19 protein-coding genes are annotated in these 24,593 nt (G+C 73.4%); 4 read left to right on the top strand and 15 right to left on the bottom strand.

Annotation, left to right across the window (positions count from 1 at the left end):
- Positions 1-12: 12 nt before the first annotated feature.
- The 5 genes from ACZ4QV_RS37810 to ACZ4QV_RS37790 form a co-directional block, all read right to left on the bottom strand.
- Entirely contained in the window at positions 13-1,002 is a 990-nt protein-coding gene (locus ACZ4QV_RS37810) for a malate dehydrogenase (RefSeq protein ID WP_361582762.1), read from the bottom strand.
- A 401-nt stretch (positions 1,003-1,403) separates the two neighbouring features.
- The gene (locus tag ACZ4QV_RS37805) at positions 1,404-2,798 is read right to left on the bottom strand and encodes a helix-turn-helix domain-containing protein (RefSeq protein ID WP_467764078.1); all 1,395 of its coding nucleotides are present in this window, start codon (positions 2,796-2,798) and stop codon (positions 1,404-1,406) included.
- Positions 2,799-3,090: 292 nt separating this feature from the next.
- Positions 3,091-4,311 (bottom strand): NADP-dependent isocitrate dehydrogenase, encoded by a 1,221-nt coding sequence (locus ACZ4QV_RS37800; protein WP_467764077.1) that lies wholly within the window; start codon positions 4,309-4,311, stop codon positions 3,091-3,093.
- Between the two features lie 103 nt (positions 4,312-4,414).
- Positions 4,415-4,843: a DUF3017 domain-containing protein gene (locus ACZ4QV_RS37795; protein ID WP_361156688.1), complete on the bottom strand. Its 429-nt coding sequence runs from the start codon at positions 4,841-4,843 to the stop codon at positions 4,415-4,417.
- A 64-nt stretch (positions 4,844-4,907) separates the two neighbouring features.
- Positions 4,908-5,762, bottom strand: a complete 855-nt coding sequence (locus ACZ4QV_RS37790; protein ID WP_361156691.1) for a bifunctional methylenetetrahydrofolate dehydrogenase/methenyltetrahydrofolate cyclohydrolase — start codon at positions 5,760-5,762, stop codon at positions 4,908-4,910.
- 290 nt (positions 5,763-6,052) lie between these two features.
- Between ACZ4QV_RS37790 and ACZ4QV_RS37785 the strand changes: the two genes are divergently transcribed.
- Together ACZ4QV_RS37785 and ACZ4QV_RS37780 are read left to right on the top strand one after the other, a co-directional pair.
- Complete coding sequence (locus ACZ4QV_RS37785; RefSeq protein ID WP_467764076.1) at positions 6,053-6,865, top strand: RDD family protein; 813 nt, start codon at positions 6,053-6,055, stop codon at positions 6,863-6,865.
- A 164-nt stretch (positions 6,866-7,029) separates the two neighbouring features.
- The gene (locus tag ACZ4QV_RS37780; RefSeq protein ID WP_361619308.1) at positions 7,030-7,626 is read left to right on the top strand and encodes a hypothetical protein; all 597 of its coding nucleotides are present in this window, start codon (positions 7,030-7,032) and stop codon (positions 7,624-7,626) included.
- Between the two features lie 67 nt (positions 7,627-7,693).
- On the opposite strand, the gene purH is transcribed toward ACZ4QV_RS37780, so the two are convergent.
- Complete coding sequence (gene purH, locus ACZ4QV_RS37775) at positions 7,694-9,253, bottom strand: bifunctional phosphoribosylaminoimidazolecarboxamide formyltransferase/IMP cyclohydrolase (RefSeq protein ID WP_361156698.1); 1,560 nt, start codon at positions 9,251-9,253, stop codon at positions 7,694-7,696.
- Positions 9,250-9,912: a phosphoribosylglycinamide formyltransferase gene (purN, locus tag ACZ4QV_RS37770; protein ID WP_361156701.1), complete on the bottom strand. Its 663-nt coding sequence runs from the start codon at positions 9,910-9,912 to the stop codon at positions 9,250-9,252. The genes purH and purN overlap by 4 nt, the downstream gene beginning before the upstream one ends.
- A gap of 277 nt (positions 9,913-10,189) precedes the next feature.
- Between purN and ACZ4QV_RS37765 the strand changes: the two genes are divergently transcribed.
- Positions 10,190-11,233: a hypothetical protein gene (locus tag ACZ4QV_RS37765; RefSeq protein WP_361156704.1), complete on the top strand. Its 1,044-nt coding sequence runs from the start codon at positions 10,190-10,192 to the stop codon at positions 11,231-11,233.
- 29 nt (positions 11,234-11,262) lie between these two features.
- Here the strand turns inward: ACZ4QV_RS37765 and ACZ4QV_RS37760 are convergent, their stop codons facing one another.
- On the bottom strand, positions 11,263-13,329 hold the full coding sequence (locus ACZ4QV_RS37760) for a cell division protein PerM (protein ID WP_361617549.1): 2,067 nt from the start codon (positions 13,327-13,329) through the stop codon (positions 11,263-11,265).
- 213 nt (positions 13,330-13,542) lie between these two features.
- Between ACZ4QV_RS37760 and ACZ4QV_RS37755 the strand changes: the two genes are divergently transcribed.
- Positions 13,543-14,556: a sigma factor-like helix-turn-helix DNA-binding protein gene (locus ACZ4QV_RS37755; RefSeq protein WP_467764075.1), complete on the top strand. Its 1,014-nt coding sequence runs from the start codon at positions 13,543-13,545 to the stop codon at positions 14,554-14,556.
- Positions 14,557-14,699: 143 nt separating this feature from the next.
- Here the strand turns inward: ACZ4QV_RS37755 and sucD are convergent, their stop codons facing one another.
- The 7 genes from sucD to ACZ4QV_RS37720 all read right to left on the bottom strand — a co-directional run bounded on the left by sucD (position 14,700) and on the right by ACZ4QV_RS37720 (position 24,490).
- The gene (gene sucD / locus ACZ4QV_RS37750) at positions 14,700-15,584 is read right to left on the bottom strand and encodes a succinate--CoA ligase subunit alpha (RefSeq protein WP_003986215.1); all 885 of its coding nucleotides are present in this window, start codon (positions 15,582-15,584) and stop codon (positions 14,700-14,702) included.
- Positions 15,585-15,607: 23 nt separating this feature from the next.
- Positions 15,608-16,789 carry an ADP-forming succinate--CoA ligase subunit beta gene (sucC, locus tag ACZ4QV_RS37745; protein ID WP_361156709.1) on the bottom strand — a complete coding sequence of 394 codons (1,182 nt, stop codon included), beginning with the start codon at positions 16,787-16,789 and terminating at the stop codon, positions 15,608-15,610.
- A 460-nt stretch (positions 16,790-17,249) separates the two neighbouring features.
- Positions 17,250-18,221, bottom strand: a complete 972-nt coding sequence (locus tag ACZ4QV_RS37740; protein ID WP_361582739.1) for a hypothetical protein — start codon at positions 18,219-18,221, stop codon at positions 17,250-17,252.
- A gap of 127 nt (positions 18,222-18,348) precedes the next feature.
- Complete coding sequence (locus ACZ4QV_RS37735; protein WP_361582736.1) at positions 18,349-19,323, bottom strand: hypothetical protein; 975 nt, start codon at positions 19,321-19,323, stop codon at positions 18,349-18,351.
- Positions 19,324-19,494: 171 nt separating this feature from the next.
- Complete coding sequence (locus ACZ4QV_RS37730; protein WP_361582733.1) at positions 19,495-20,667, bottom strand: VWA domain-containing protein; 1,173 nt, start codon at positions 20,665-20,667, stop codon at positions 19,495-19,497.
- A complete protein-coding gene (locus ACZ4QV_RS37725; protein ID WP_467764074.1) occupies positions 20,664-23,360 on the bottom strand; it encodes a DUF5682 family protein in 2,697 nt (898 codons plus the stop codon). Before ACZ4QV_RS37725 ends, ACZ4QV_RS37730 begins: the two co-directional genes overlap by 4 nt.
- Positions 23,357-24,490, bottom strand: a complete 1,134-nt coding sequence (locus ACZ4QV_RS37720) for an ATP-binding protein (protein ID WP_361636214.1) — start codon at positions 24,488-24,490, stop codon at positions 23,357-23,359. Before ACZ4QV_RS37720 ends, ACZ4QV_RS37725 begins: the two co-directional genes overlap by 4 nt.
- Positions 24,491-24,593: the final 103 nt, after the last annotated feature.

Genomic DNA, 24,593 nt, shown 5'->3' with positions numbered 1-24,593 from the left:
GCCCTCAGAACGTCAGAGCAGGCCGAGACCGCGCACGGCCTCGCGCTCCTCCGACAGTTCCTGGACGGACGCGTCGATGCGCTCGCGCGAGAAGTCGTTGATCTCCAGGCCCTGGACGATCTCGTACGTGCCGTTCTTGGTGGTGACCGGGAAGGAGGAGATCAGGCCCTCCGGGACGCCGTAGGAGCCGTCCGAGGGGATGCCCATGGAGGTCCAGTCGCCGTCCGCGGTGCCGTTGACCCAGGTGTGCACGTGGTCGATGGCGGCGTTGGCGGCGGAGGCGGCCGAGGAGGCGCCCCGGGCCTCGATGATCGCGGCGCCGCGCTTGGCGACGGTCGGGATGAAGGTGTCGGCCAGCCACGCCTGGTCGCCGACGGCCTCGGCGGCGTTCTTGCCGGCGATCTCGGCGTGGAAGATGTCCGGGTACTGGGTCGCGGAGTGGTTGCCCCAGATCGTCAGCTTCTTGATGTCCGAGACCTGCGCGCCGGTCTTCTGCGCAAGCTGCGAGATGGCGCGGTTGTGGTCCAGACGGGTCATCGCGGTGAAGCGCTCGGCCGGTACGTCCGGGGCGGCGGCCTGGGCGATCAGGGCGTTGGTGTTGGCGGGGTTGCCGACGACCAGGACCTTGATGTCGTCCGCGGCGTGGTCGTTGATGGCCTTGCCCTGCGGCTTGAAGATGCCGCCGTTGGCCTCCAGCAGGTCGCCGCGCTCCATGCCCTTGGTACGGGGGCGGGCGCCGACGAGGAGGGCCACGTTCGCGCCGTCGAAGGCCACGTTCGGGTCGTCGGAGATGTCGATGCCGCGCAGCAGCGGGAAGGCGCAGTCGTCGAGCTCCATGGCGGTGCCCTCGGCGGCCTTCAGGCCCTGCGGGATCTCCAGGAGGCGCAGCTTGACCGGCACGTCCGCGCCGAGCAGGTGACCGGAGGCGATGCGGAAGAGAAGGGCGTAACCGATCTGGCCGGCCGCGCCGGTGACGGTGACATTGACGGGAGTGCGGGTCATGGCGATCTCCTGCGCGATGTTTTCTGGGTTTCCTGGGGGCAAGCCCCCGTACCGCGTTGGTGGCGGCGGGAACCCCTGCCCGTTGAGCGAGATCTCTTGGTATCGAGAGACCCGGCCGTCAGGCTATCGGACCGCCGCGCCGCGCCGCCCCCGGGCCGGTGTGGAACGCCTCACCGGGCTGGTCCGCGAGGTCCGGCGGGCCCCCGCGGGCGCGTGGCGGGCGGCCGTCCGCTCAAGGAGGGGGGAGCGCGGACGGCCGCCCGGTGATGCCGCACCCGTGGGGGGTCATCCATGCCCCTGCCCCCGATTCGCTCGGGCAATCCCCCTGCCGGAGATCTTCCCGCGACGGCCGGTTTGCGGCGTACATCCCGATGCGTACCGACTGTTGGTGCCCCGATCCGCTAGGCCACCGGCTTCGCGCAGCCCTTCCCGCCCGCCGTGGTGGTCCCGCACGCGGTGACCTCGGCCGGGTCCCCGGACACCGGGACCATCGCGGTGTACGCGTCACCGTCCTGCCCGGCAGCGGCCTTCTCGGTCCGGCCCGCCGAGCTGATCGACGCCTGGTCGCCCGGCGCGGCCCCGGTGATACGGGCCCAGGCGGCGCCGCACACCTTGCTGTAGCGCACCTCTATCAGGGAGCTCCCGGCGAACCCGCGCGACGGGCTGGTGGCGTTCCGGCCGCCGCACCCCATCGCCTCGGGGTCCTTGCCCGCGCAGTCGGCCCCGGTGCACTTCACCCCCGCCGGCAGCACCGGCTTCTTGCTCGGGGACGCCGACGGCGCGGGCCCGGCCTGCTTGCCCTCCTCGCCGCCGCCGATGTCGAGCAGCAGCACCGCGGCGGCGATCACCAGCAGCGCGCCGACGACGCCCGCCAGGAACATCGTGACGCGGCGCCGGCGGAGCTGCCGGTCGGTGTCGTCCGGGCCCGGGGGCGGCACCGGCCCGCCCGGGTGGCGCGCCGCGTCGGACGCGGGCACGTCGTACGCGGGCGTCTCGTACGGCGGCGGCTCATGCCGGGGCGGCGGGGCCACCGGAGCGGCGTCGGGGTAACCGGCCAGGCGGGGCCAGACCACCTTGTCCGGCCGGTCGGCGGTGCCTCCGTCCGGAGCGTCGGCGGCGGGCGTCGGCGGCGGCGCCGTGTCCGGTGCGGCGGGCGGTGGCGCCGCGGCGGCCGACGCGGCGAAGTCGGGGAAGTCCGCGGGGGACGGCAGTGCGTCACCGCGCCGCGGGGACGCGGGTGCCGGGGCGGCGGCCTGTGCGGCGGCGCCGCCCTGCTCCGTGCTCCGGCCCGCCCGCTCCTCGGCCTTCGCGGCGGCCCGCGCCCCGGCCTTCGTTGCGGCCTTGCCTCCGGCTTCCCCCTCAGCCTTCTCCGGGCCCTTCTCCGCACCCTTCCCCCTGACCTTCTCCTTGATCTTCTCTTTGGTACGGGACGTGGCCGACTTGCCCGGTTCCGGGCCGAACTCCCCCAGCGCGGCCCGCGCCTGGGCCACCCGGATCGCCTCCATGGTGGCGTCGTGCCGCATCTCCGAGCGGCTCCACGCCCGTTCGGCCAGTTCCCACAGGGTGGTGAGGTGTCCGGTGTGCGTGCCGGTCGCCTCGGCCAGCGCGATCACGGCGCGTTGTGGCGGCAACAGCCGTCCGTTGAGGTAGCGCTCCCACGAGGTCTTGCTGTACCCGGTGCGGTCCGCGACGGCGGCGACGCTCAGGCCGCTGCGCTCCACGAGTCTGCGCAGCTGGCCGGCGAACTCCTTGACCTGCGGATCGAGTTCTTCCGGTAGCGCCCTCCAGCGAGGCATTGCCTCCCCCTAACCCCCCGTATGCGCGTGGTTGCGCCTGTCGAGTGCTCTGGTGCTCCGCTCCTTCGCCGAGGCGCGACCCCCGCGGCCCGCCCGGTCGTTACTCACAGGGATGCTCAGAGCCAGGATGCCAGTTCCCCTCTCCCGGGCGCACGGGAGCGTTCGGGCACCGGACATGCGGACGTGCACGCCCGTACACTTCCGCTCCCCCTCCGGGCGGACCGGGACGGACCAGGACCGGGACCAGGGTCAGGACCATCTCCCCAGGGCCAGGACCGGCCCGAGGAAACCCTCAGGTGTCGGCCATCGCCTTCTGCAACCCGATGTCGAGCGCGTCGAGGAACTCCCGCGTGGTCAGGTACGGCTGGTTCTCCGGGACGAGCAGCGCCAGATCCTTGGTCATCCGGCCGCCCTCGACCGTCTCCACGCAGACCCGCTCCAGCGTCCGGGCGAACCGGGTGACTTCGGGGGTGCCGTCCAGCGCGCCGCGGTGGGCCAGTCCGCGGGTCCACGCGAAGACCGAGGCGATCGGGTTGGTCGAGGTGGGCCTGCCCTGCTGGTGGCGGCGGTAGTGCCGGGTCACCGTGCCGTGGGCGGCCTCGGTCTGCACGGTCCGGCCGTCGGCGGACATCAGGACCGAGGTCGTCAGGCCGGGCGGGCCGAAGTCCTGGGCCACCGGGCCGGACCGGCCGTCGCCGTCGTGGCTCTTGCAGGCCCGGACGTAGCCGCCCGGCCACGTGAGCGCGGCGGCGGCCGTGTCGTCGGTCGGCCGGTGCTCGTAGGCCAGGCCGCGGGCGTCGAAGTCGGCCTTGAACTCGGCGTCGAACACCTCCTGGAAGAGTTCCTTGAACCGGCCGTCGTACTTCTTGAGGACGGTGTTCCCGGTGACCAGGCAGACCGGGTACGAGCGGGCCAGGCCGTAGTGGAAGGCGGCGCGCGCGAAGTCGCGGACCGACGCGTCGTGGTGGTACATGGCGAGCGCGATGCCGGGTCCGGTGAAGTCGTGGACCCCCAGCTCGACCGGGTCGCCGCCGTCCCGGGGCGTGTACGTCAGGGTGAGGGTGCCGGGGCCCGGAACCCTGAGGTCGGTGGCGTGGTACTGGTCGCCGAGGGCGTGCCGGCCGACGACGACGGGCTCGGTCCGGCCGGGTACGGGCCGCGGCACGTTCGCCATGATGACCGGCTCGCGGAAGACGGCGCCACCGAGGAGGGTGCGGAGGGTGCCGACAGGCGAGCGGTACATCGCCTTCAGGCCGAATTCCTCGACCCGCGCCGCGTCCGGGGTGATGGTGGCGCACTTGACGCCGACGCCGTACCGCTGGATCGCGTGGGCGGCGTCGACGGTGACCTGGTCGCCGGTGGCGTCGCGGTGCTCGATGCCGAGATCGAAGTACTTCAGGTCGACGTCGAGATGGGGCAGGAGCAGCGTGTCCCTGATGGACGACCAGATGACGCGGGTCATCTCGTCGCCGTCCAGCTCGACGACGGGCTGGGCAACCTTGATCTTGGCCATGGAGCGCCAAGGTACTCGGCGGCGGGACGCCCGGGCCGCCCCCGGGGGCGGCGCGCGGGCGGACGTCACGCGAATGGCGTGCGGGGGCCGGGCACCACCCCGGTCACCACACCGTGAAGTGCACCAGGTCGTCCAGGAACGGGATCTTCAGCCACGGCTTGGGCTGCGCCATCAGCGCCAGCAGCACGATGGCCACGCCCAGCCCGCCGTACGTCGCCATGTCCGTGAAACGGGACCGTACGGCCAGCATGCCCACCTTCGGCAGCACCCGTCGCAGCACCGCTCCGCCCAGCAGCGACAGACCGATCAGGAGCGTACCGATGCGGAAGCCGTCGAGGGCGACGATGAACAGCCCGAGGGCCACACCACCCATGACGGCCAGCAGCGGCCACTGCCGGGCGGGCGGGGCGGCGCTGCCGGGGGCGGTACGGCCGCCGCCCTCCGGCCGTGCGGTGTCGGTGGTGATCCGCGGGAAGCGGCGCGAGGGCCGCTGCGGCTCGGAGGCGCCTTCCGCGTGCGCTTCGGCACTCATGGGTGGCCGTCCCTTTCCCTGTCCGTTGTCCCAGTCCGTTCCGGTGCTGCGGGCGGCGGCGGACTCAGCCCGCGGCGCGCTCGGCCGCCTCGACGACGTTGACCAGTAGCTGGGCGCGGGTCATCGGGCCGACGCCGCCCGGGTTCGGGGAGATCCAGCCGGCCACCTCGGCGACGCCGGGGTGCACATCGCCGACGATCTTGCCGTGCTCGTCGCGGCTGACGCCGACGTCCAGCACGGCCGCGCCCGGCTTGACGTCCTCCGGCTTGATGATGTGCGGCACACCGGCGGCCGCCACGACGATGTCGGCCTGCTTGAGCTGCGCGGCCAGGTCACGGGTGCCGGTGTGGCACTGGGTGACGGTGGCGTTCTCCGACTTGCGGGTCAGCAGCAGCGGGATGGAGCGCCCGACGGTGATGCCGCGGCCGACCACGACCACGTGCGCCCCGTTGATCGTCACGCCGTGGTGGCGGAGCAGCTGGATGATGCCGTACGGGGTGCAGGGCAGCGGCCCTTCGATGCCGAGCACCAGGCGGCCCAGGCTCACCGGGTGCAGGCCGTCGGCGTCCTTGGCCGGGTCCATCAGCTCCAGGACCCGGTTGGTGTCGATGCCCTTGGGGAGCGGCAGTTGGACGATGTAGCCGGTGCAGGCCGGGTCCTCGTTCAGCTCCCGTACGACGGCCTCGATCTCCTCCTGCGTGGCGGTGTCCGGCAGTTCCTTCTGGATGGAGGCGATGCCGACCTGGGCGCAGTCACGGTGCTTGCCGTTGACGTACCAGCGGCTCCCCGGGTCGTCGCCGACCAGCAGGGTGCCGAGTCCGGGTGTCACGCCCCGGGCCTTCAGTGCCTCCACGCGGACGGCGAGTTCGGACTTGATCGCGGCGGCGGTGGCCTTGCCATCGAGAATCTGGGCGCTCATACCCCCATCTTCCCGGATGAGGCCTCCCCCGTTCCAATCAGGGCGCGCTTCCGGGGCGCACTATGGCCGCTGACAAGAGCGATGACCGGAGATGACCGAAATGCATTTCCGCAATCGATCATTGCACTTGCACAACACCTGCCCTCTTGACTGGACAAGAATATTGCGCAACTAGAAGGATTGGCGTTCAGTGCCGCAGGCATCATCGGGGGGCGGGGCACTTCATCCCAGGTTTTCCTCCGAGCACGCCCTGCCGTCCCCCACTGGACACCAACGGAGGAAACCAGCCAATGAGCTTTGGCGACCCGAACAATCCCTACGGCCAGCCGCAGGGGCAGCCCAACCCGTACGGCCAGCAGCCGCAGGCCCCGTACGGCCAGCCGCCCCAGGCGCCGCAGGCCCAGCCGGGGTACGGCTACCCGCAGCAGGCACAGCCCCAGCCGGGGTACGGCTACCCGCAGCAGGCCCCGCCGCAGCCGCAGGCCCCGTACGGTCAGCCGCCGCAGGTGCCCCAGCAGCAGGCGTACGGCTACCCCCAGCAGGGCTCCCCGTACGGCCAGCAGCCCGGTATGCCGGGAATGGGCGGGCAGCAGCCTTACGCGAGCTGGGGTGCGCGGGTCGGCGCGGCACTGCTGGACGGTCTGATCGTCGGTGTCCTCCCGACGATCCTGTACATCATCGCGGCCGTCGTGACCGCCAACACGGTCACCCACGTGACGCGGCCGGACACGTCCTACTGCGGCACCGACTACCAGTGCATCTCGGACGCCTACACCGCCGCCAACAGCTCCGCCGGCAGCACGCCCGTCCTGGCGCTCATCCTCATCTCGATCGCCGCACTGATCACGCTCGCCGGCGGCCTCTTCCTGATCGCCAAGGAAGGCTCCACCGGTCAGACCCCGGGCAAGAAGGCCCTGAACATCCGCGTCGTGCGCGAGGCGACGGGACAGCCGCTCGGCTTCGGCCTGGCCCTCGGGCGCAAGCTCTGCCACGCGGTGGACGGTCCGCTGTGCGGTCTCGGCTACTGGTGGCCGCTGTGGGACGAGAAGTCCCAGACGTTCGCGGACAAGATCGTCAGCACCGTGGTCGTCCGTACTCAGTAGGGCTCCGTACGGCAGCTCGTCCAGCCCTGGGCCCCCTCGCACAAAATGGCGCGAGGGGGCCTTCGCCGCCCCGTAGGCTCTTACCGATCTTTTACCTCACCCGGGACCGCCGGAACCGCGCAGCACCGGCTGACACCAGGTCACACCGCTCGAAGGACACGCTCGTGAGCTATCCGAACCAGAACCCCTACGGCCCGCCGCAGGGCCAGCCCCAGGGCCCGCCGCAGCCCCAGTACGGCTACCCGCAGCAGCAGCCGATGCAGCCGCAGCCCATGCAGCAGCAGCCGTACGCGCCGTTCCCCGCGGGCCCCGGCGGGATGCCCGGCATACCCGCGCCGCAGCAGATGCCCGGCAGCACCAAGGCGGCCCGGGTCATGCTGTTCGTCCTCGCCGGGATCACCGTGCTCGGCATCATCGGGGTGACCGTCGCACTGAACCAGATCAGCAGCGCTTCCGCCCAGTACAACGGGTTCAGCGGGGACGCCGACAGCATGTTCGCCATCGGCAAGGGCGCCATGGTCTTCGTCATGATCCTCCAGGCGGCCTACGCGGCGGTCGCGCTGGTGCTCGCGCTCCAGTTCTCCAAGGGTGCCAACGGCGTCCGTATCGGCACGATCATCTTCGGGTCCGTGTCGGTCCTGTGCAGCATTCCCTTCGCCATCGCGCTCTACGGCATCCCCAGCTTCGTGCTGTCCATCCTCGTCATCGTCTTCGCGGCCAAGCAGGAAAGCCAGGCGTGGTTCATGCGCCCTCGCTACTGAGGCCGCCGCACGCGAAAGGCCCGTCCCCCGCGGCACGCGGAAGACGGGCCTTTCTGCTGACTGCGGCTCAGTGGAAGAAGTGCCGGGTGCCGGTCAGGTACATCGTCACGCCCGCGGCCTTCGCCGCCTCGATCACCTGCTCGTCACGGACCGAACCGCCGGGCTGTGCGACGGCCTTGACGCCCGCCTCCAGCAGCACCTCCAGGCCGTCCGGGAACGGGAAGAACGCGTCGGAGGCGGCGTAGGAGCCGCGCGCCCGCTCCTCACCGGCCCGCTGCACGGCCAGCTTCGCCGAGTCCACGCGGTTGACCTGGCCCATGCCGACGCCGACCGTGGCGCCGTCCTTGGCGAGCAGGATCGCGTTGGACTTCACGGCGCGCGACGCCCGCCAGGCGAAGGCCAGTTCGGCCAGCTCGGTGTCGCCCAGCGGCTCGCCGGCCGCCAGCGTCCAGTGGGCCGGGTCGTCGCCCTCGGCCTGGAGCACGTCCTTGACCTGGGCCAGGCCACCGCCGTCGATCGGCTTGAACTCGGCCGGCGGCTGCGGGCCCTCCGGGCAGCGCAGCACCCGGATGTTCTTCTTGCGGGACAACACCTCGACGGCGCCGTCCTCGTAGTCCGGGGCGACGATGACCTCGGTGAAGATCTCCGCGACCTGCTCGGCCATCGCCACGGACACCGGGCGGTTGACGGCGATGACGCCGCCGAAGGCGGACAGCGAGTCGCAGGCGTGCGCCTTGCGGTGCGCCTCGGCGACGTCCGCGCCGATCGCGATGCCGCACGGGTTGGCGTGCTTGATGATCGCGACGCAGGGCTCGCTGTGGTCGTACGCGGCCCGGCGCGCGGCGTCGGTGTCCGTGTAGTTGTTGTACGACATCTCCTTGCCGTGCAACTGCTCGGCCTCGGCCAGGCCGCCGCAGCCGCCTGTGTAGAGGGCGGCCGCCTGGTGCGGGTTCTCGCCGTAGCGCAGCACGTTCTTGCGCGCGTACGTCACGCCGAGGAAGCCGGGGAACTCGCCGCCGTCACCCGCGTAGTCCCCCGCGAACCAGGAGGCCACGGCGACGTCGTACTCGGCGGTGTGCCGGAACGCCTCGGCCGCCAGCCGCCTGCGCTCCTGAAGGTCGAAGCCGCCGTCCGCGACGCCCTTGAGCACGTCCGCATAGCGGTCCGGGTTGACGACGACGGCGACCGAGGGGTGGTTCTTGGCGGCGGCGCGCACCATCGAGGGCCCGCCGATGTCGATCTGCTCCACGCAGGCGTCCGGCTCGGCGCCGGAGGCCACGGTCTCGGTGAACGGGTAGAGGTTGACGACCACCAGGTCGAACGGCTCCACGCCCAGCTCGTCGAGCTGCCGCCGGTGGTCCTCCAGCCGCAGGTCGGCGAGGATGCCCGCGTGCACCTTCGGGTGCAGCGTCTTGACCCGGCCGTCCAGGCACTCGGGGAAGCCGGTCAGCTCCTCGACCTTGGTCACCGGGACGCCGGCCGCCGCGATCTTCGCGGCCGTCGAGCCCGTCGAGACGAGCTGGACGCCCGCCGCGTGCAGCCCCTGGGCCAGTTCTTCGAGGCCCGTCTTGTCGTAGACGCTGACCAGCGCCCGGCGTACGGGCCGCTTCCTTGCTTCGGCGGTCACGGGATCAGTACCTTTCGTCCCTCAATGCGGTAGCCGTGCCGGGCCAGCAGCCCCACGACCTCGACGAGCAGCTTGCGCTCGACTTCCTTGATGCGCTCGTGCAGCGCGGATTCGTCGTCCTCGTCCCGGATCTCGACCACACCCTGGGCGATGACCGGGCCGGTGTCGACGCCGTCGTCGACGAAGTGGACGGTGCACCCGGTGACCTTGGCGCCGTACGCGAGAGCCTCGCGCACACCGTGGGCACCGGGAAAACTCGGCAGCAGGGCCGGATGCGTGTTGATGATCCGGCCGCCGTACCGGGCGAGGAACTCCGCGCCCAGGATCTTCATGAAACCGGCCGAGACCACGAGGTCCGGCTCGTACGCGGCGACGGCCTCGGCCAGCGCGCGGTCCCAGGCGGCCCGGTCGGCGTGGTCCTTGACCCGGCACACGAAGACCGGCAGCCCGGCCCGCTCGGCGCGCTCCAGGCCGACGATGCCGTCGCGGTCGGCGCCGACCGCGACCACCTCGGCCCCGTACGCGAGGGCCCCCTCGGCGGCGACGGCGTCGAGCAGTGCCTGAAGGTTCGTACCCGAACCGGAGACGAGCACGACGATGCGGGCCGGGGAAGCGGCGGGCACGGCGGCGGAAGCGGATGAAGAAGAAGCGGAGGCCACGGCGGGACTCTTTCTCGCGCGGTCTGCTGTACGGCGGTGCTGCTGTACGGCGGTGTGCAGGTTGTGCGGTCGTACAAAAACAGGGGTGACCGAAAACCGGGGAACCCTACGAAGGCGCCGACCGTCAGCAACGATACCGGCACACCGCGCGGCCCCCACGGGACGGGGGCGCACGCGAGAGGTAGCGTCGGGCGTGAGAACGCACGCTGTTCGTGGTATCCGCCCGCCCGGCCACCCGTCGGACGTACGGACGAGACAAGGGGAAGACACACTCCAGATGCCGGACCGACGCCGCCGCGCGGCCCTCCTCCTCCCTCTCCCGGCCACCGCCGGGGGGTGCCCCCAGCCCGCCGTCGCGCCCGGGGCGGTGCTGCTGCGCGAGCGCAAGCCGTCCTCCGATTCCGCGGGGGCGGGTGCTCCGGGCTCGTCGGGTCCGTCGGGTTCGTCGGGCCCGTCCGGAGGACCGGCCAGGGAGCGGGCCCATTCCCACCCCTCCGGTCAGGACGCGGGAGGGCAGGACGGGGACGGACAGGGCGGAAACGATCGAAGCGGAAGCGATCGGGGCGGAAGCGGTCAGGACGGGCGGGACCGCGGCAATCCGTTCGCGCCGCCGCCCGCCGACGCTCCCGAGCAGCCGTGGCAGCCCCGCGGCCACGGCCAGGACCAGGACGGTGACCAGGACGGGCCGGGCGACCGGCAGCAGCCCTCCTGGGGCAACCAGTGGAGCAGCCGGCAGCCGGGCCGCCAGGGCGGCGGTTTCGGTACGCGCCAGAGCGGCCGCAACAACCAGCAGCCCGGGGGCCAGGGCGGCCCCGGGAACTCGGGCGGACTGCGCTGGGACCCGACCGACCCCGCCCAGCGCCGCGCGCGCTACGCACTGCTCGCCGGTATGTGGGGCTTCTTCTTCGTGCTGTTCAACCTGCCGGAGATCGCGCTGCTGCTGGCGACGCTCGCCCTGTACTGGGGCATCAGCTCCCTGCGGGCCAAAGCGGCGCGTACGGGCAACGGCGCGCGGTCCGGCAGCGCGCGCGCCACGGCCGCCGACGTCTCGGGCCAGGCCGCGCCCCGTACGGACTCCGGCGCGTCCGCCGCGGACCGCACCCCGGCGGTCTCCACCCGCCCGCAGACGACGGCCGCGGTCGCCGGCCTGGTCACCGCCTCGCTGGCGCTGGCCATGGTGGCGGCCACCTACACGGTCCAGCTCGTCTACCGCGACTACTTCACCTGCGTGAACGACGCCCTGACCCGGTCCGCCCAGCACTCCTGCGAGAAGCAGCTCCCCGAGCAGTTGCGCCCGCTGCTCGGGGCCGACAAGGAGTAGCCCGGCCGGAGCCGGACCCCGCGTCTCTCTCAGCCGCCGCCCATGGGGTCGGCGGCTGAGGTGTTTCCGGGGAGTGAGGGGAGTGAGGGGGGCGAGGTGTGCCCCGGGGCTTCCTCATGGGGCGGTACGGCGGGCTCGAAGTCGGTCATCAGGCCGCCGGAGGAGGCCCGGAGTGCCGACCAGCGGGCCCGGCGGGTACTGGCGTCGTGCCAGGGGGCGGGCGGAGGCGACGGGGACGACGGAGGCGATTGGGGTGGCGGAGGCGGCAGTGGGGATGGAGGTGACAGGGGTGACGGGCGTGCCGGGGGCGTGAGAGATCCGGGGTCCGTGGGCGGCGACGGTGTGCGGGGGCCGGGGCCCGGGTGGTCGCGGCCGTACGGAGCGTCGCCGCCAGCCGTACGGCGGTGCCGTGCCCGGCGACGGGGCGGCCGGGCGACAGCGTGCCGTACAGCCCGCCGCCGGATCCGCCGGACCGTACGCCGCAGCGCGGCCCAGCAGAAGCGGCAGGCGGCCCACGTCCACCGTCCGGCGGCACGGAGAACCACCGGACCGAGCCGCTTTCCCCCGCGCCACAGCCGCTTGCGGAGCTTCTCGCGCGGCTCCCGTACGGGCTTCGGCGGGCGCGGCACGCCGCGCAGCCACCAGGCCCGCGCGACGAGAGCGCCCGGAACGCCGATGAGCACCGTCCAGGCCAGCGCCGCCAGCCCCGTCTGCCACCAGCCGGGTCCGAAGCGGGCCAGCGCCGCGGTGCCCAGCGCGCCGCCCGCCAGTCCGGCGAGCAGCGCCGACGCCACCGCACAGCCGAGTGCGGCGAGCCCGGCGGCCGCGGCCGTCCCGCGCCAGCCGGTCCACTCGACGTCCGCCGTCGTCGGCGCGGCAGGCGTGGCGTCGGCCCCGGCCCCCTCCTTCGTTCCGGCCCCGGCCCCCTCGTCCGATCCGGCCCCGGCCCCCTCGTCCGTTCCGGGCCGGGCGGCCGCGCGTGAGGCGGCCGCGTAGGCCTTCGCGGGCAACGCGGCGTACCGGGCCAGTGCGACGCCGACGGCGAGCGGCACCGCGGCGGTCAGCCAGTGCAGCGGGCCGGTGCCGCCCGCGTCCGGGACCATGCCCAGCAGCGGGAAGTGCGGCAGGGCCGGATGTCCGACGGCCGCGAGCGGGCCGACCGTGCTGCCCGCGCCGAGCGTGAAGCCGGGGCCGAGCCCGTACGCCAGTCCCCACACGACGGTGTTCGGCAGCAGTACGAGGCTGAGCAGCAGCACGGTGCACCGGCCCGCCCAGTCGTGGGTGAGCGCGAGGAACTCGGACCGGACCGCGGGCGCGTGCCAGCCGAGCGCGAGGAGCACCAGCAGCGCGCCGCACAGCAGCAGCACCAGGAGGGCCGCGGCGCCCGCGCGCGCCGCGGCGGCCAGCCGACGGCCCCGCAGTGCGGCCCGCAGCCCGGCCGGCAGCCGGTCGTGGGCCCGCTGGACCGGGTCGGGCAGCGGCGCGAAGGCGGTGGGCCCGAGAGAGTGCCAGGCCGCCACGGTCAGGGTTGCCACGGCGACCAGCGGTACGTACAGCAGGGCGCTGAGCGGCTCGACACGCAGCGGGCCCGTCGAGGCGTACAGCAGGGCGGCGGCCGCGACCAGCAGATATCCCGTCAGCAGCCAGCCGAGCAGTTGGCGGGGCGTGGGTTCCGGGTCGATGTCCTCGGGGTGGAGGAGGCCGGGGCCGGCGGATTTCGGGGGGTGGGCGGGCTGCGACGGGACTTCGAGGACGTGCCGCGCGGACCGGTACAGCAGCCACAGAGGCAGGGCCATCAGGAGCAACGGCGTCACGGCGACGGGCGACGCGCCGCCGGAGGCGGCCACGGTCCGTACGAGGTCGCCGCCGTGGGCGAGGAACCACAGGTCGGCGGCGAGGTGCAGGGCGCGCGACGGGTCGGTGTCCGGGTAGGGGGAGGCCACCCAGAGCAGCAGTACCGCGACGGCGAGGGCCCCGAGCCCGAGCCCCGCCGCCAGCACTCCGCCGAGGAAGGCGGTGCCGAGCGCGGAGGACCGCTGGGTGGAGGCCCGGCCGCGCGAGGACAACGTCGGTCCGCGGTCGGTCAATTGGCTCACCCGGCCATGCTGCCAACAACACACGTTTCCGCCATGGAGCAGGCAATTGCCGGACGTGTCGCTCAATATATGCTTATGTACCTTTTCACGTCGCCGCGACGCGTTGGACGCCCCGGTCGCCTGGGTCGCCCGGGGCGCACGGGCCGCCTCGTGCGCACGGGCCGCCCGGGAAGCACAAGTCGCCTGGGAAGTACGGGCCGCCTGGGACGCCTCGTGCGTCCGGACCGTCCCGGGCGCCCCGGACGCCCGAGGAAGACCGCCGAGACCACGCCGACAACACCCGACGCCCCGTCAGCAACGGAACGGGAAACGGTTCCTGATGGGGTATCAGTCAGCGCCGGGACCGCCTCCCTCACCCCCGCAGCCGCCTTCGACGCCCTCTACACCCGGCACGCGCACGACCTGACCCGCCAGGCGATCGTGCTCACCGGCCTGCCCCACCTCTCCCAGGAAGCCGTCGAACGGTCGTTCCAGGCGGCCTGGCAGCGCTGGCCCGAGGTCGCGGTCGACCCCGACCCGGCGGGCAGGGTACGCGCCATGGTGCACGAGTACGCGCTGTCGCCCTGGCACCGTATGCGCCCGGGTCTGCGGGCCGGGCAGCGGCCCTCACCCAGGGTGCCCGCCGCGCCGCCCGCCACTCCCCCGCAGCGCGCGCTGCGGGACGCCCTGCTCAGCCTGCCTGCGGCCTACCGGCGGGCGCTGCTCCTGCACGACGGTCTCGGCCTGGACCTGAGCGAGACGGCGGCCGAGGTGGAGGCCAGTACGCCCGCGACGGCCGGACGGCTGCTGCACGCGCGCCGGGCCGTGGCCGAACGGGTGCCCGCGTTCGGCCTGGCCGCCGAGACGCCCGTACGCCAGCGGGAGATCCTGCGCGAACGGCTGGCCGGGCTGGCCGCCCTGTATCCGGTGGCGCCGCCCGCCGCCGCAGCCGTACGCACGGGCGGCGAGCGGACGGTCAGCCGGATGACACAGGGCGCGTTCGGGCTGACGGCCGTCATCGCGGCGGCGACGGCCTTCACCCTCGTCAACGAGGCGACGGACCCGCTGCCCGGCCGCCCCGAGGCCGGGCCCCCGGCCCTGTCCGCGTCCCCCACGCCCGGCGCGAAGGCCCGGGGCCCCCGTACGGAGCAGGCGAAGCACGCCCGCACCCGGCAGCAGGCCGCGGCCGGCGGCCCGGTCCGGCGGAACGTGGTCCGGTCCGGCCTCCTCGCTCCGGAGGCGCGGTAGCCGGGGCCCGGGGAAGCGGGGCAGCGGGAAGGAAGGCGGGGAAGGGCACGTGCAGGGACAGAGTCCAGGGTCAGGGTCCGCACAAAAGGCGCGGGCCCGCACCCCCACCAGGGGTACGGGCCCGCGTCCGACGCGTGGCGCGATCAGCCGACGAGGATCTCGCGCGCCAGGCGCGCGGTCTCCGACGGGGTCTTGCCGACCTTGACGCCGGCGGCCTCCAGGGCCTCCTTCTTCGCCTGGGCGGTGCCGGAGGAACCGGAGACGATGGCGCCGGCGTGGCCCATGGTCTTGCCCTCGGGCGCGGTGAAACCCGCGACGTAGCCGACGACCGGCTTGGTGACGTTGGCCTTGATGAAGTCGGCCGCACGCTCCTCGGCGTCGCCGCCGATCTCACCGATCATGACGATCAGCTCGGTCTCCGGGTCGGCCTCGAAGGCCTCCAGGGCGTCGATGTGGGTGGTGCCGATGACCGGGTCGCCACCGATGCCGACGGCCGAGGTGAAGCCGATGTCGCGCAGCTCGTACATCATCTGGTAGGTCAGCGTGCCGGACTTCGACACCAGACCGATCTTGCCGGGCTTGGTGATGTCGCCCGGGATGATGCCGGCGTTGGACTGGCCGGGGGTGATCAGGCCGGGGCAGTTCGGGCCGATGATGCGGGTCTTGTTGCCCTTGCTCGACGCGTACGCCCAGAAGGCGGCCGAGTCGTGCACGGCGATGCCCTCGGTGATCACGACGGCCAGGCCGATCTCGGCGTCGATCGCCTCGACGACGGCGGCCTTGGCGAACTTCGGCGGCACGAAGATGACGGACACGTCGGCGCCGGTCTTCTCCATCGCCTCGGCGACCGAGCCGAAGACGGGCACGGACGTCCCGTCGAAGTCGACCTCGGTGCCCGCCTTGCGCGGGTTCACGCCACCGACGATGTTGGTGCCGTCGCCCAGCATGAGCTTGGTGTGCTTCATGCCCGTGGCACCGGTCATGCCCTGGACGATGACCTTGCTGTCCTTGGTGAGGAAGATAGCCATGGTGGTCTGGTTCCCTCTGTCCCTTACTTCGCGGCCGCGGCGAGCTCGGCGGCCTTGTCGGCCGCGCCGTCCATGGTGTCCACACGCTGGACCAGCGGGTGGTTGGCGTCGCTCAGGATCTTGCGACCGAGCTCCGCGTTGTTGCCGTCCAGGCGGACGACCAGCGGCTTGGTGACGTCCTCACCCTTGGACTTCAGCAGCTCCAGGGCCTGGACGATGCCGTTGGCGACCTCGTCGCAGGCGGTGATGCCACCGAAGACGTTGACGAACACGGACTTGACGTCCGGGTCGCCGAGGATGATCTCCAGGCCGTTCGCCATGACCTCGGCGGAGGCGCCGCCGCCGATGTCGAGGAAGTTGGCGGGCTTGACGTTGTCGTGCTTCTCACCGGCGTACGCGACGACGTCCAGGGTGCTCATGACGAGACCCGCGCCGTTGCCGATGATGCCGACCTGACCGTCGAGCTTGACGTAGTTCAGGCCCTTGGCCTTGGCAGCGGCTTCGAGCGGGTTGGCCGCTGCCTTGTCCTCCAGGGCCTCGTGCTCGGGCTGGCGGAAGTCGGCGTTCTCGTCGAGCGAGACCTTGCCGTCCAGCGCCAGGATGCGGCCGTCCTTGGTCTTCACCAGCGGGTTGACCTCGACGAGGAGCGCGTCCTCGGCGACGAAGGTCTCCCACAGGGTCACCATGGCCTCGGCGACGCCCTCGGCCACCTCGGCCGGGAACTTCGCCTGCGCGACGATCTCGCGGGCCTTCTCGATCGAGACGCCCTCGTTGGAGTCGACCGCGACCTTGGCGAGCGCCTCGGGGGTCTTCGCCGCGACCTCCTCGATGTCCATGCCGCCCTGCACCGAGGCCATGGCCAGGAAGGTGCGGTTGGTGCGGTCGAGGAGGTACGAGACGTAGTACTCCGCCTCGATCTCCGGGGACAGCTCGGCGATCATCACCTTGTGGACCGTGTGGCCCTTGATGTCCATGCCGAGGATGTCCGTCGCGCGGGCGACGGCCTCGTCCGGGTCCGCCGCCAGCTTCACGCCGCCGGCCTTGCCGCGGCCGCCGACCTTCACCTGCGCCTTGACGACGGACTTGCCGCCGAGGCGCTCGGTCGCCGCGCGTGCCGCCTCAGGCGTGTCGATGACTTCACCGGCCAGCACCGGTACACCGTGCTTGGCGAAGAGGTCCCTCGCCTGGTACTCGAACAGGTCCACGCGCGTCCGTCCCTTGTCTACTCAGAATCGCCGTAGTGATCGCGGTTCGTTGTCTGCATGGGCGTGCCGCGAAGGGCAACGTGACTGCGCTGTCACTGAGGGAGGCGTACACGGTGACCGGTACGCGGCATGTCCGTCTCGCAGGTTATCCCCGCAGGACCGGCCGCCCTAAATCGCAGATCACACTGCGGCGGTGATAACAGTCACAGAGACGGTGGTCACAGATCACACAGGGGTACGGGCGGGTGGTCGCCAGGTGGACGGCCCGCTCCGCCCGTACGCCTGTCTGCCCGTCCGTCTGTCTGCCCGTCTGCCCGTTCGGTCCCGCGCACAGCGCGGAGCCGGGCGGCTCCCTTCCCAAGGGGAACCGCCCGGCTGCTCGCTCACTGCCGCCATGGGCGGCGGTACGGGCGTACGGCACACCACCCTGTGCTTACGCCCGGCCGCCTGGCGGGGGTGGTCAGGCGCCCTGGACCGGGAGGGCGGTCGGCAGGGTCGGCAGAGTGGTCGGGAGGGTCGTGGTGCCCGGCAGGGTCGGGAGCGCCGGGACGTTGGCGGGGTTGGTCAGGTCGGTGGGTACGGCGGGCACCGCAGGCGCGGCGGGCACCGCAGGCGCGGCGGGCACCGCAGGCGCGGCGGGCACCGCAGGAACTGCGGGTACGGCGGGCACGGTCCGGCCCGGGAGCACACCGTGCAGCCCGGCGGTGGCGCCCCCGGCGATGCCCGAGGCGTCGTCCTTGACGGTGCCGACCAGACCCTGCGCGAACGGGGTGGCGTCCGCGGCCACGTCCTGCACGAACGGGGTCGCCCGGCCCTTCACGTCATCGGCCAGCCGACCGACACCGCCGACGGCACCCTGGGCGACCGGCACGACCTTGCCGACGACGCGCTGGGCGACGGGCGGCAGGACGTCGGCGGCGGTGTTGTCGAGGTCGGCGACCTTGCCCAGATCAGCGGCCTTGCCGAGGTCGGCAGCCTTGCCCAGGTCGGCAGCCTTGCCGAGGTCGGGGGTCTTGCCGAGGTCGGCAGCCTTGCCGAGGTCGGTGGCCTTGCCGAGGTCGGTGGCCTTGGCCAGGTCACCGGCCGCAGGCAGTTCCGGGGTGGCGGGCAGCTTCGAGGTGCTGGGCACCTTCGGGGTGGCGGGCAGGTCCTGGGTGTGGACGTCCCCGCCGGTGACTCCGGCGACCTGACCGGCCACACCGTCCACGGTCTTCTTGACCGTCTTCTCGGCGGTACCGGCCACGTCACCGGCCGGCAGCTTGTCCCGCACCGTGCCGCTGACGGTGTCGGTGACCGCGTCCGTGACCGCACCGGCGGCGGGCAGGTCGGTGGTGCCGGGCAGGCCGGCCGCGTTGGCGGCGACGGAACCGAGGGCCCACAGGCCGGAAGCGGCGGCGGCTACGACGATGGAACGACGGATGTGCTGACGCATGATGCTGAAATGTCCTTCGAATTCAGGGGTTTCGACGGGCAGACCTGTCCCGCCCCCGCGCGGCAGGTCCTGTGCAGACGCGTCGTCTGCGGACGGGCCCCGGACGCTGAAGGTCCGGAGGTCTGCCCTAGCCCGGGAATTCGAGGATGTCGGCGGCGCGCTGCCGCGTGGGCGGCTCGGCGGCCGCGAGGACGCCTCCGGGCACCAGCCCGAAGTACGCGGAATGTGCCGGTACGGCGGCGAACTGCTCCCCGCCGCGGGGACCGTGGCCGTCGCCGACGATGTGCGAGGCCGACGAGGCGGGTACCTGCGGAAGCTGGCCGGGGAGGCCAGGGAGCCCGGGGAATCCTGGGAGCCCGGGGAGGCTGCCGTGGCCCTGTCCGGGCCGCCGCTCCGACGCCGAGTCGGCGTGCTGCACAGGGTGTGACGAAGCGCCCCGCAGCTCACCCGCTTCCGCCCAACCAGCCGCACAATGCGCCGAGTTGGAGCCATCGGCCCCTTGCTGATCACCGGCTCCGGGATGCTGCGGGCCGGTGCCGCGCTGCGGCCCGGAGCCCTGGCCCGGCTGCTCGCCGGGCCCGTCACCACGCCCGGTGTCACCGTCACCGCCGACACCGGGAATCCGGTCCGGCAGCTCTACGGGGAGCGAGCCCGCGTCGGCCACCTGGCGCACCTCGCGCACCACGTCCCGTACCGGCTCGGTGACCCGCCCGGCGACCGGCTCGGTGACGGGGTCGGGGCCGGGTTCGGTGACGGGATCGGCTGCCTGCCCGGCAGCCGGTGCGGTGCGCTCGGCAACGGGCCGCACGGCCTTGCCGACCGGCGTTTCCGCCACCGCGCCCGCGGCCGTCTTGCCGCCGCGCCGCAGTTCCCGCCCGGCCTCGACCGCCGAAGCCTTGACCGCCGCCTGCGGCACGGCCGGAGTCACCGCCCCGGCAGGCGGCTTCGCGCTCGCCGAACCGTCCGCCGCCTGCGCACCGCCGCCGAACGCGCACCCCAGCGCCACGAACCCGGCCAGGAACAGCCCCGCCAGCAGCACACGCCGCACCGCCGCGCTGCGCGGCAGGCGCGCGGCGGCGGGAAGGGCGGACGCAGCAGACACGCGGAGATCCTTTTCGGCGGGCCGGAAAACGCGGGGAGCCAGGGCGTACGGAAAGCCGGGGCATGACCGGCCGCGGACACGCGGCCGGTGCGGGCGCTACGGCCAACCCGCCGGCGGGCCCCGATCCTTGCACGACAGGCCAGGGGCCCCGCAAGCCCCCTGAGGCTCTCGTTACCGTTGCTCCGTCATGTCCGGTATCGGCAGCGGACGCTTCTCGATCGCGGCCGCCATCACCTCCGGGAAGAGGTCGGGCGTACAGGCGAACGCGGGGGCTCCGAGGGCGGCCAAGGCTGCCGCGTGGTCCCGGTCGTACGAGGGCGCTCCCTCGTCCGACAGCGCGAGCAGCGTCACGAACTGCACGCCGGACGCCTTCATCGCCGCGACGCGTTTGAGCATCTCGTCGCGTATGCCGCCTTCGTAGAGGTCGCTGATGAGTACGACGACGGTGTCGGCGGGCCGGGTGATCCGCGACTGGCAGTAGGCCAGGGCGCGGTTGATGTCGGTGCCGCCGCCGAGCTGGGTGCCGAAGAGCACGTCCACCGGGTCGTCCAGCTCGTCCGTCAGGTCGACCACCGTGGTGTCGAAGACGACCAGCCGGGTCGCGACGGCCCGCATGGACGCCAGCACCGCGCCGAACACGGAGGCGTAGACGACGGAGGCCGCCATCGACCCGGACTGGTCGACGCAGAGCACCACGTCCTTCTTCACGGACTGCGCGGCCCGCCCGTGGCCGACCAGCCGTTCGGGGACGAGCGTGCGGTGTTCGGGCAGGTAGTTCTTGAGGTTCGCGCGGATCGTACGGTCCCAGTCGATGTCCCGGTGCCGGGGGCGGCTGACGCGCGCCGACCGGTCCAGGGCGCCGCCGAGCGTGGCGCGGGTACGGGTGGAGAGCTGTTTCTCCAGTTGCTGGACGACCTTGCGCACCACGGCCCGCGCGGTCTCCTTCGTCGTATCCGGCATGACCTTGTTGAGCGAGAGCAGCGTCCCCACCAGGTGCACGTCGGCCTCGACGGCTTCCAGCATCTCCGGTTCCAGCAGCAGCGCGGACAGCCCGAGCCGTTCGATCGCGTCGCGCTGCATGACCTGGACGACGGAGGTGGGGAAGTAGGTACGGATGTCCCCCAGCCAGCGGGCCACACTCGGCGCCGAGGCGCCCAGGCCCGCCGTGCGCGCGCCCCCGCCGCCCTGACCGTCCGGGCGGCGGCTTCCGTAGAGGGCGCTGAGCGCCCCGTCCATGGCGGCGTCCTGCCCCCGCAGCTCGCAGCCGGTCCCGTCGGCGCCGTCCCCGCCCAGCACCAGCCGCCACCGCCGCAGCCGCTCCTGCGCCTCGCCCGTCCCGCTCATCCCCGCACCCCCGTTGTCGTCCGCCCCTCCGCGGGGACCTCCCCGGAGCCTTTCTCCCCGAGGCCCTTGTCCTCGACGCTCTCCCCGCGGCTCTCCTCGAAGCCCTCCCCGAAGCCCTCTGTGAGGCCCAGCAGCATGCGCAGGGTCGGCAGCACTGCTGCTGCCCGGTCGCGGTCCAGCCCGGGGCCGAAGCCCGGTATCGCTGCTTCGTGGCCGGCCTGTCCCGCGCCCTGTCCGGTACCAGGCCCGTCGGGGCCGTCGGGCCCGGCCGGGCCGCGGCGTATCAACTCGCCCAGTGTGCGCCGCACTCCGGCTTCGTACTCGGCGAACGTACGGCGCAGCAGCGGCAAAACGTCCGTGAAGGAGTCCGCCGGTACGCGGGCCAGCCAACGGTCCACCAGGGCGAGCAGCCGTTCGTCGTGCACCAGCAGCAGCCCGCCGGCGTCACCGCCCGCGAACCCTTCGATCCAGCCTGCCGCCTCGGCCGGCGGGGTGCCGGGTGACAGGGCCAGCCCCATCAGCCGTCCCGCGTCTTCGGAGGTCAGCCGCCCGTCGTCGAGCAGCAGCCGGACCGCACGCCCGCGCAGCAGGCCCGGCACCGGCTCCCGTTCGGCCAGCTTCCGCAGCACCGCCGCCCAGCGCTTCCGCAGTCCGCCGCCCCGGGCCCCTGCCTCGCCCCGCGCCGGCACCTCGCCCCGCACCGTTGTCCCGCCCCGGACCGCTGCCTCACCCCGGGCCCCTGCCGCACCCGGGGCCACGGCGCCGGTCCCGGCTGCCGGAACGCTCGCCGGCCCTTCGTCCATCAGCCCCACCGCGTGGTGCGTGGCGTCCAGGTGCCGGCGCATGTCGGCGGCGCCGTCCGTGTCCAGGCCCGTGCAGGCGGGTGGCAGGCCGACGAAGACCCGTTCGGCCAGCCCGGCGGCCACCTCGGCGAGTGCGGCGGCGTCCGTGCCGCGTACGTCGCCGTAGCGGACCGAGCGGACCAGCGCGGGCAGCGCCTGGGCCAGGTGCCCCACGTCCGCGTCCAACGCGGCCCGGTCCGTGAGCACCCGCATGACCACGGGCAGCGCGTCCGGGAGGGCTGCGAGCAGACAGCGCTCGGCCAGTGCCGTGACGCCGGCGAGGGCGGTGGTGGCCAGGGCGTCGGACTCCGCCTTGGCGGTCGCGGCCGCCGCCACCGTCGTGCCCCAGATGCCGGCCTCGGCGGCCCGGACGGACAGTTCGGGCTCCCACCGGAGCCGCCAGCTCTCCCGGAACGTGCCGGTGCTCGCGCGGGTCCGTACCGGCTCGCCCCACGGCACGCCGAGCAGCCGCAGCCGGTGCAGCAGCCGGCTGCGCCCGGCGTCCGTCTCCTTGCGCAGGTCGAGGTCCAGCTCCCGGTCGGCCGCCTCCGGTTTGAGGCGCAGCGAGCGCTGGCTGCGCGCGATGTCCCGCTGGAGCGGTACGGCCGGAGCGCTGTCCGGCACCTGTCCCAGTACGTCCCCCACGACCAGGCGGTCGTGGACGAGGGCGGACGGTGCGTCGGAGCCCTCGCCGAGCACCGCGCGCACCGCGTCACCGGCCTCGGCCAGTCCCGCCAGCGGTCGGCCGCGCATCGCGGCCAGGGCCTCGGCGAGCCGTACGGCCTCGATGACGTGGGCGGAGGAGACGGCGTAGTCCTCCTCGCGCAGCAGTCCGGCGACCTTGGTCATCCAGCGTTCGACGGGGCGGTCGGGCGCGCTGAAGAGGTGGCCGTACCACCCGGGCGAGGAGATGCCCGCGCCGTACCCGCTGCGGCGGGAGAGCCTGCGGTGGGTCCACGGCACCCACGTCACCTCGGGCTTCACCTTCGCCAGGCCCTTGAGCAGTCGCCGGTCGGCGGTCACGGCCGTACGCCGGGCCAGCGCCGGGACGTGCCACGCCCCGCACACCACGGCGACGCCGTCCCCGAACTCCCGGCGCGCCTCCCGCAACCGGAGCCGCATATGGGCTTCGCGCACCAGGTCGCGGTCGTGCCCGCCGGCGCCGTACGCCTCGCGCAGTGCCCCCATCGCCTCGGCCAGCGCCTCGAACGGCGCGAGCGGATCGGCGACCGCGGCACCCCCGCTGCCGAGCCCGAGCCCGACTCCGTCCCCGGCCCTTTCCTCGCGCTCGCCGCCGCTCTCGGCCCCGTTCCCGTGCCCGTACGCGCTCGCGTGGGCCCGGTGTTCGATCACGTCCTCCCACCAGCGCTCCGGATCGTCGTACCCGGCGGCCTCGGCGAGCACCGCCACCGGGTCGATGCGCGCCGCCGCCCGGTCGGCCCCCGTCCCTCCGTCGGGGCGGCTTTCCCCGGCACCGTCCCCGCCGTCCTCCCCGCCCGCGTCCTCCCCGTCCGCCTCGAACGCCAGGGAGTGCGCCGCGGGCAGGTCGATGAAGCGCACCGGTACGTCATGGGCCAGGGCCCACCGGATCGCCACCCACTCCGGGGAGAACTCCGCCAGCGGCCAGAACGCCGCCCGCCCCGGGTCGGTGGGCACATGGGCCAGCAACGCGACCGGTGGCCGCATCGCCTCGTCGGCGGCCAGCGCCACCAACGCGTCCGCCTCCGGCGGCCCTTCGATCAGCAGGGCGCGGGGTTCGTGGTGCTCCAGGACCGCCCGGACCGCCCGCGCCGAGCCCGGTCCGTGGTGCCGCGCCCCCAGCAGCAGCGGCCGGTCCGCCCGGGCGTTCATGCGCCGGCCTCGCGGCAGGCTCGGTAGAAGTCCTTCCAGCCGTCGCGCTCGCGCACCACGGTTTCCAGGTATTCCTGCCATACGACGCGGTCGGCCGCCGGGTCGCGGATCACCGCGCCGAGGAGGCCCGCCGCCACGTCGCCGGACCGCAGCACGCCGTCCCCGAAGTGGGCGGCCAGTGCCAGGCCACCGGTCACCACGGAGATGGCCTCGGCCGTGGAGAGGGTGCCCGAAGGGGACTTGAGCTTGGTGCGCCCGTCGGTGGTGACGCCGTCGCGCAGCTCCCGGAAGACCGTGACGACGCGGCGGATCTCGTCCGTCCCTTCGGGGGCGGGCGGCAGGTCCAGCGAGCGGCCGATCTGGTCGACGCGCCGGGAGACGATGCCGACCTCCTCCTCGGGCGTCGCGGGCAACGGCAGTACGACCGTGTTGAAGCGGCGGCGCAGGGCGCTGGACAGCTCGTTCACCCCGCGGTCGCGGTCGTTGGCCGTGGCGATGAGGTTGAAGCCGCGCACCGCCTGGACCTCTTGGCCCAGCTCCGGGATCGGCAGGGTCTTCTCCGACAGGACGGTGATGAGGGTGTCCTGGACGTCGGCCGGGATGCGGGTCAGTTCCTCCACGCGGGCGGTCATGCCCCGGGCCATCGCCCGCATGACCGGGCTCGGCACCAGCGCGTCCCGGCTCGGGCCGTGGGCGAGCAGTTGCGCGTAGTTCCAGCCGTAGCGGATGGCTTCTTCCGGTGTGCCGGCCGTGCCCTGCACGAGCAGGGTCGAGTCGCCGCTGACGGCTGCCGCCAGGTGCTCGGACACCCAGGTCTTGGCGGTGCCGGGGACGCCGAGCAGCAGCAGCGCGCGGTCGGTCGCGAGGGTCGTCACCGCGACCTCGACGATCCGGCGCGGGCCCACGTACTTCGGTGTGACGACCGTGCCGTCCGGCAGGGTGCCGCCGAGCAGATACGTCGCCACCGCCCACGGTGACAGCCGCCAGCGCTCGGGGCGCGGCCGGTCGTCGGCCGCCGCCAGCGCCTTGAGTTCGTCCGCGAACGCGTCCTCCGCGTGGGGCCGCAGCACCTGCGCGGAGCCGTCGGCGCCGGGGCCTCCGGCGGCCTCTTCGGTGGTGTTCTCGGGCATGGTCTCCCCCTCGTCGCACGGTCTGCGGCCGATACCCCGCCTCCGCCGGCCGCTTGCGTGAACAACCCTGCACCACACCACTGACAATCACCGGAAACCTGGC

The sequence above is a fragment of the Streptomyces sp. NPDC026394 genome, assembly GCF_055567735.1.
Note: the sequence above shows the minus strand (reverse complement) of the source record. Positions and strands in the feature narration are given on the sequence as shown.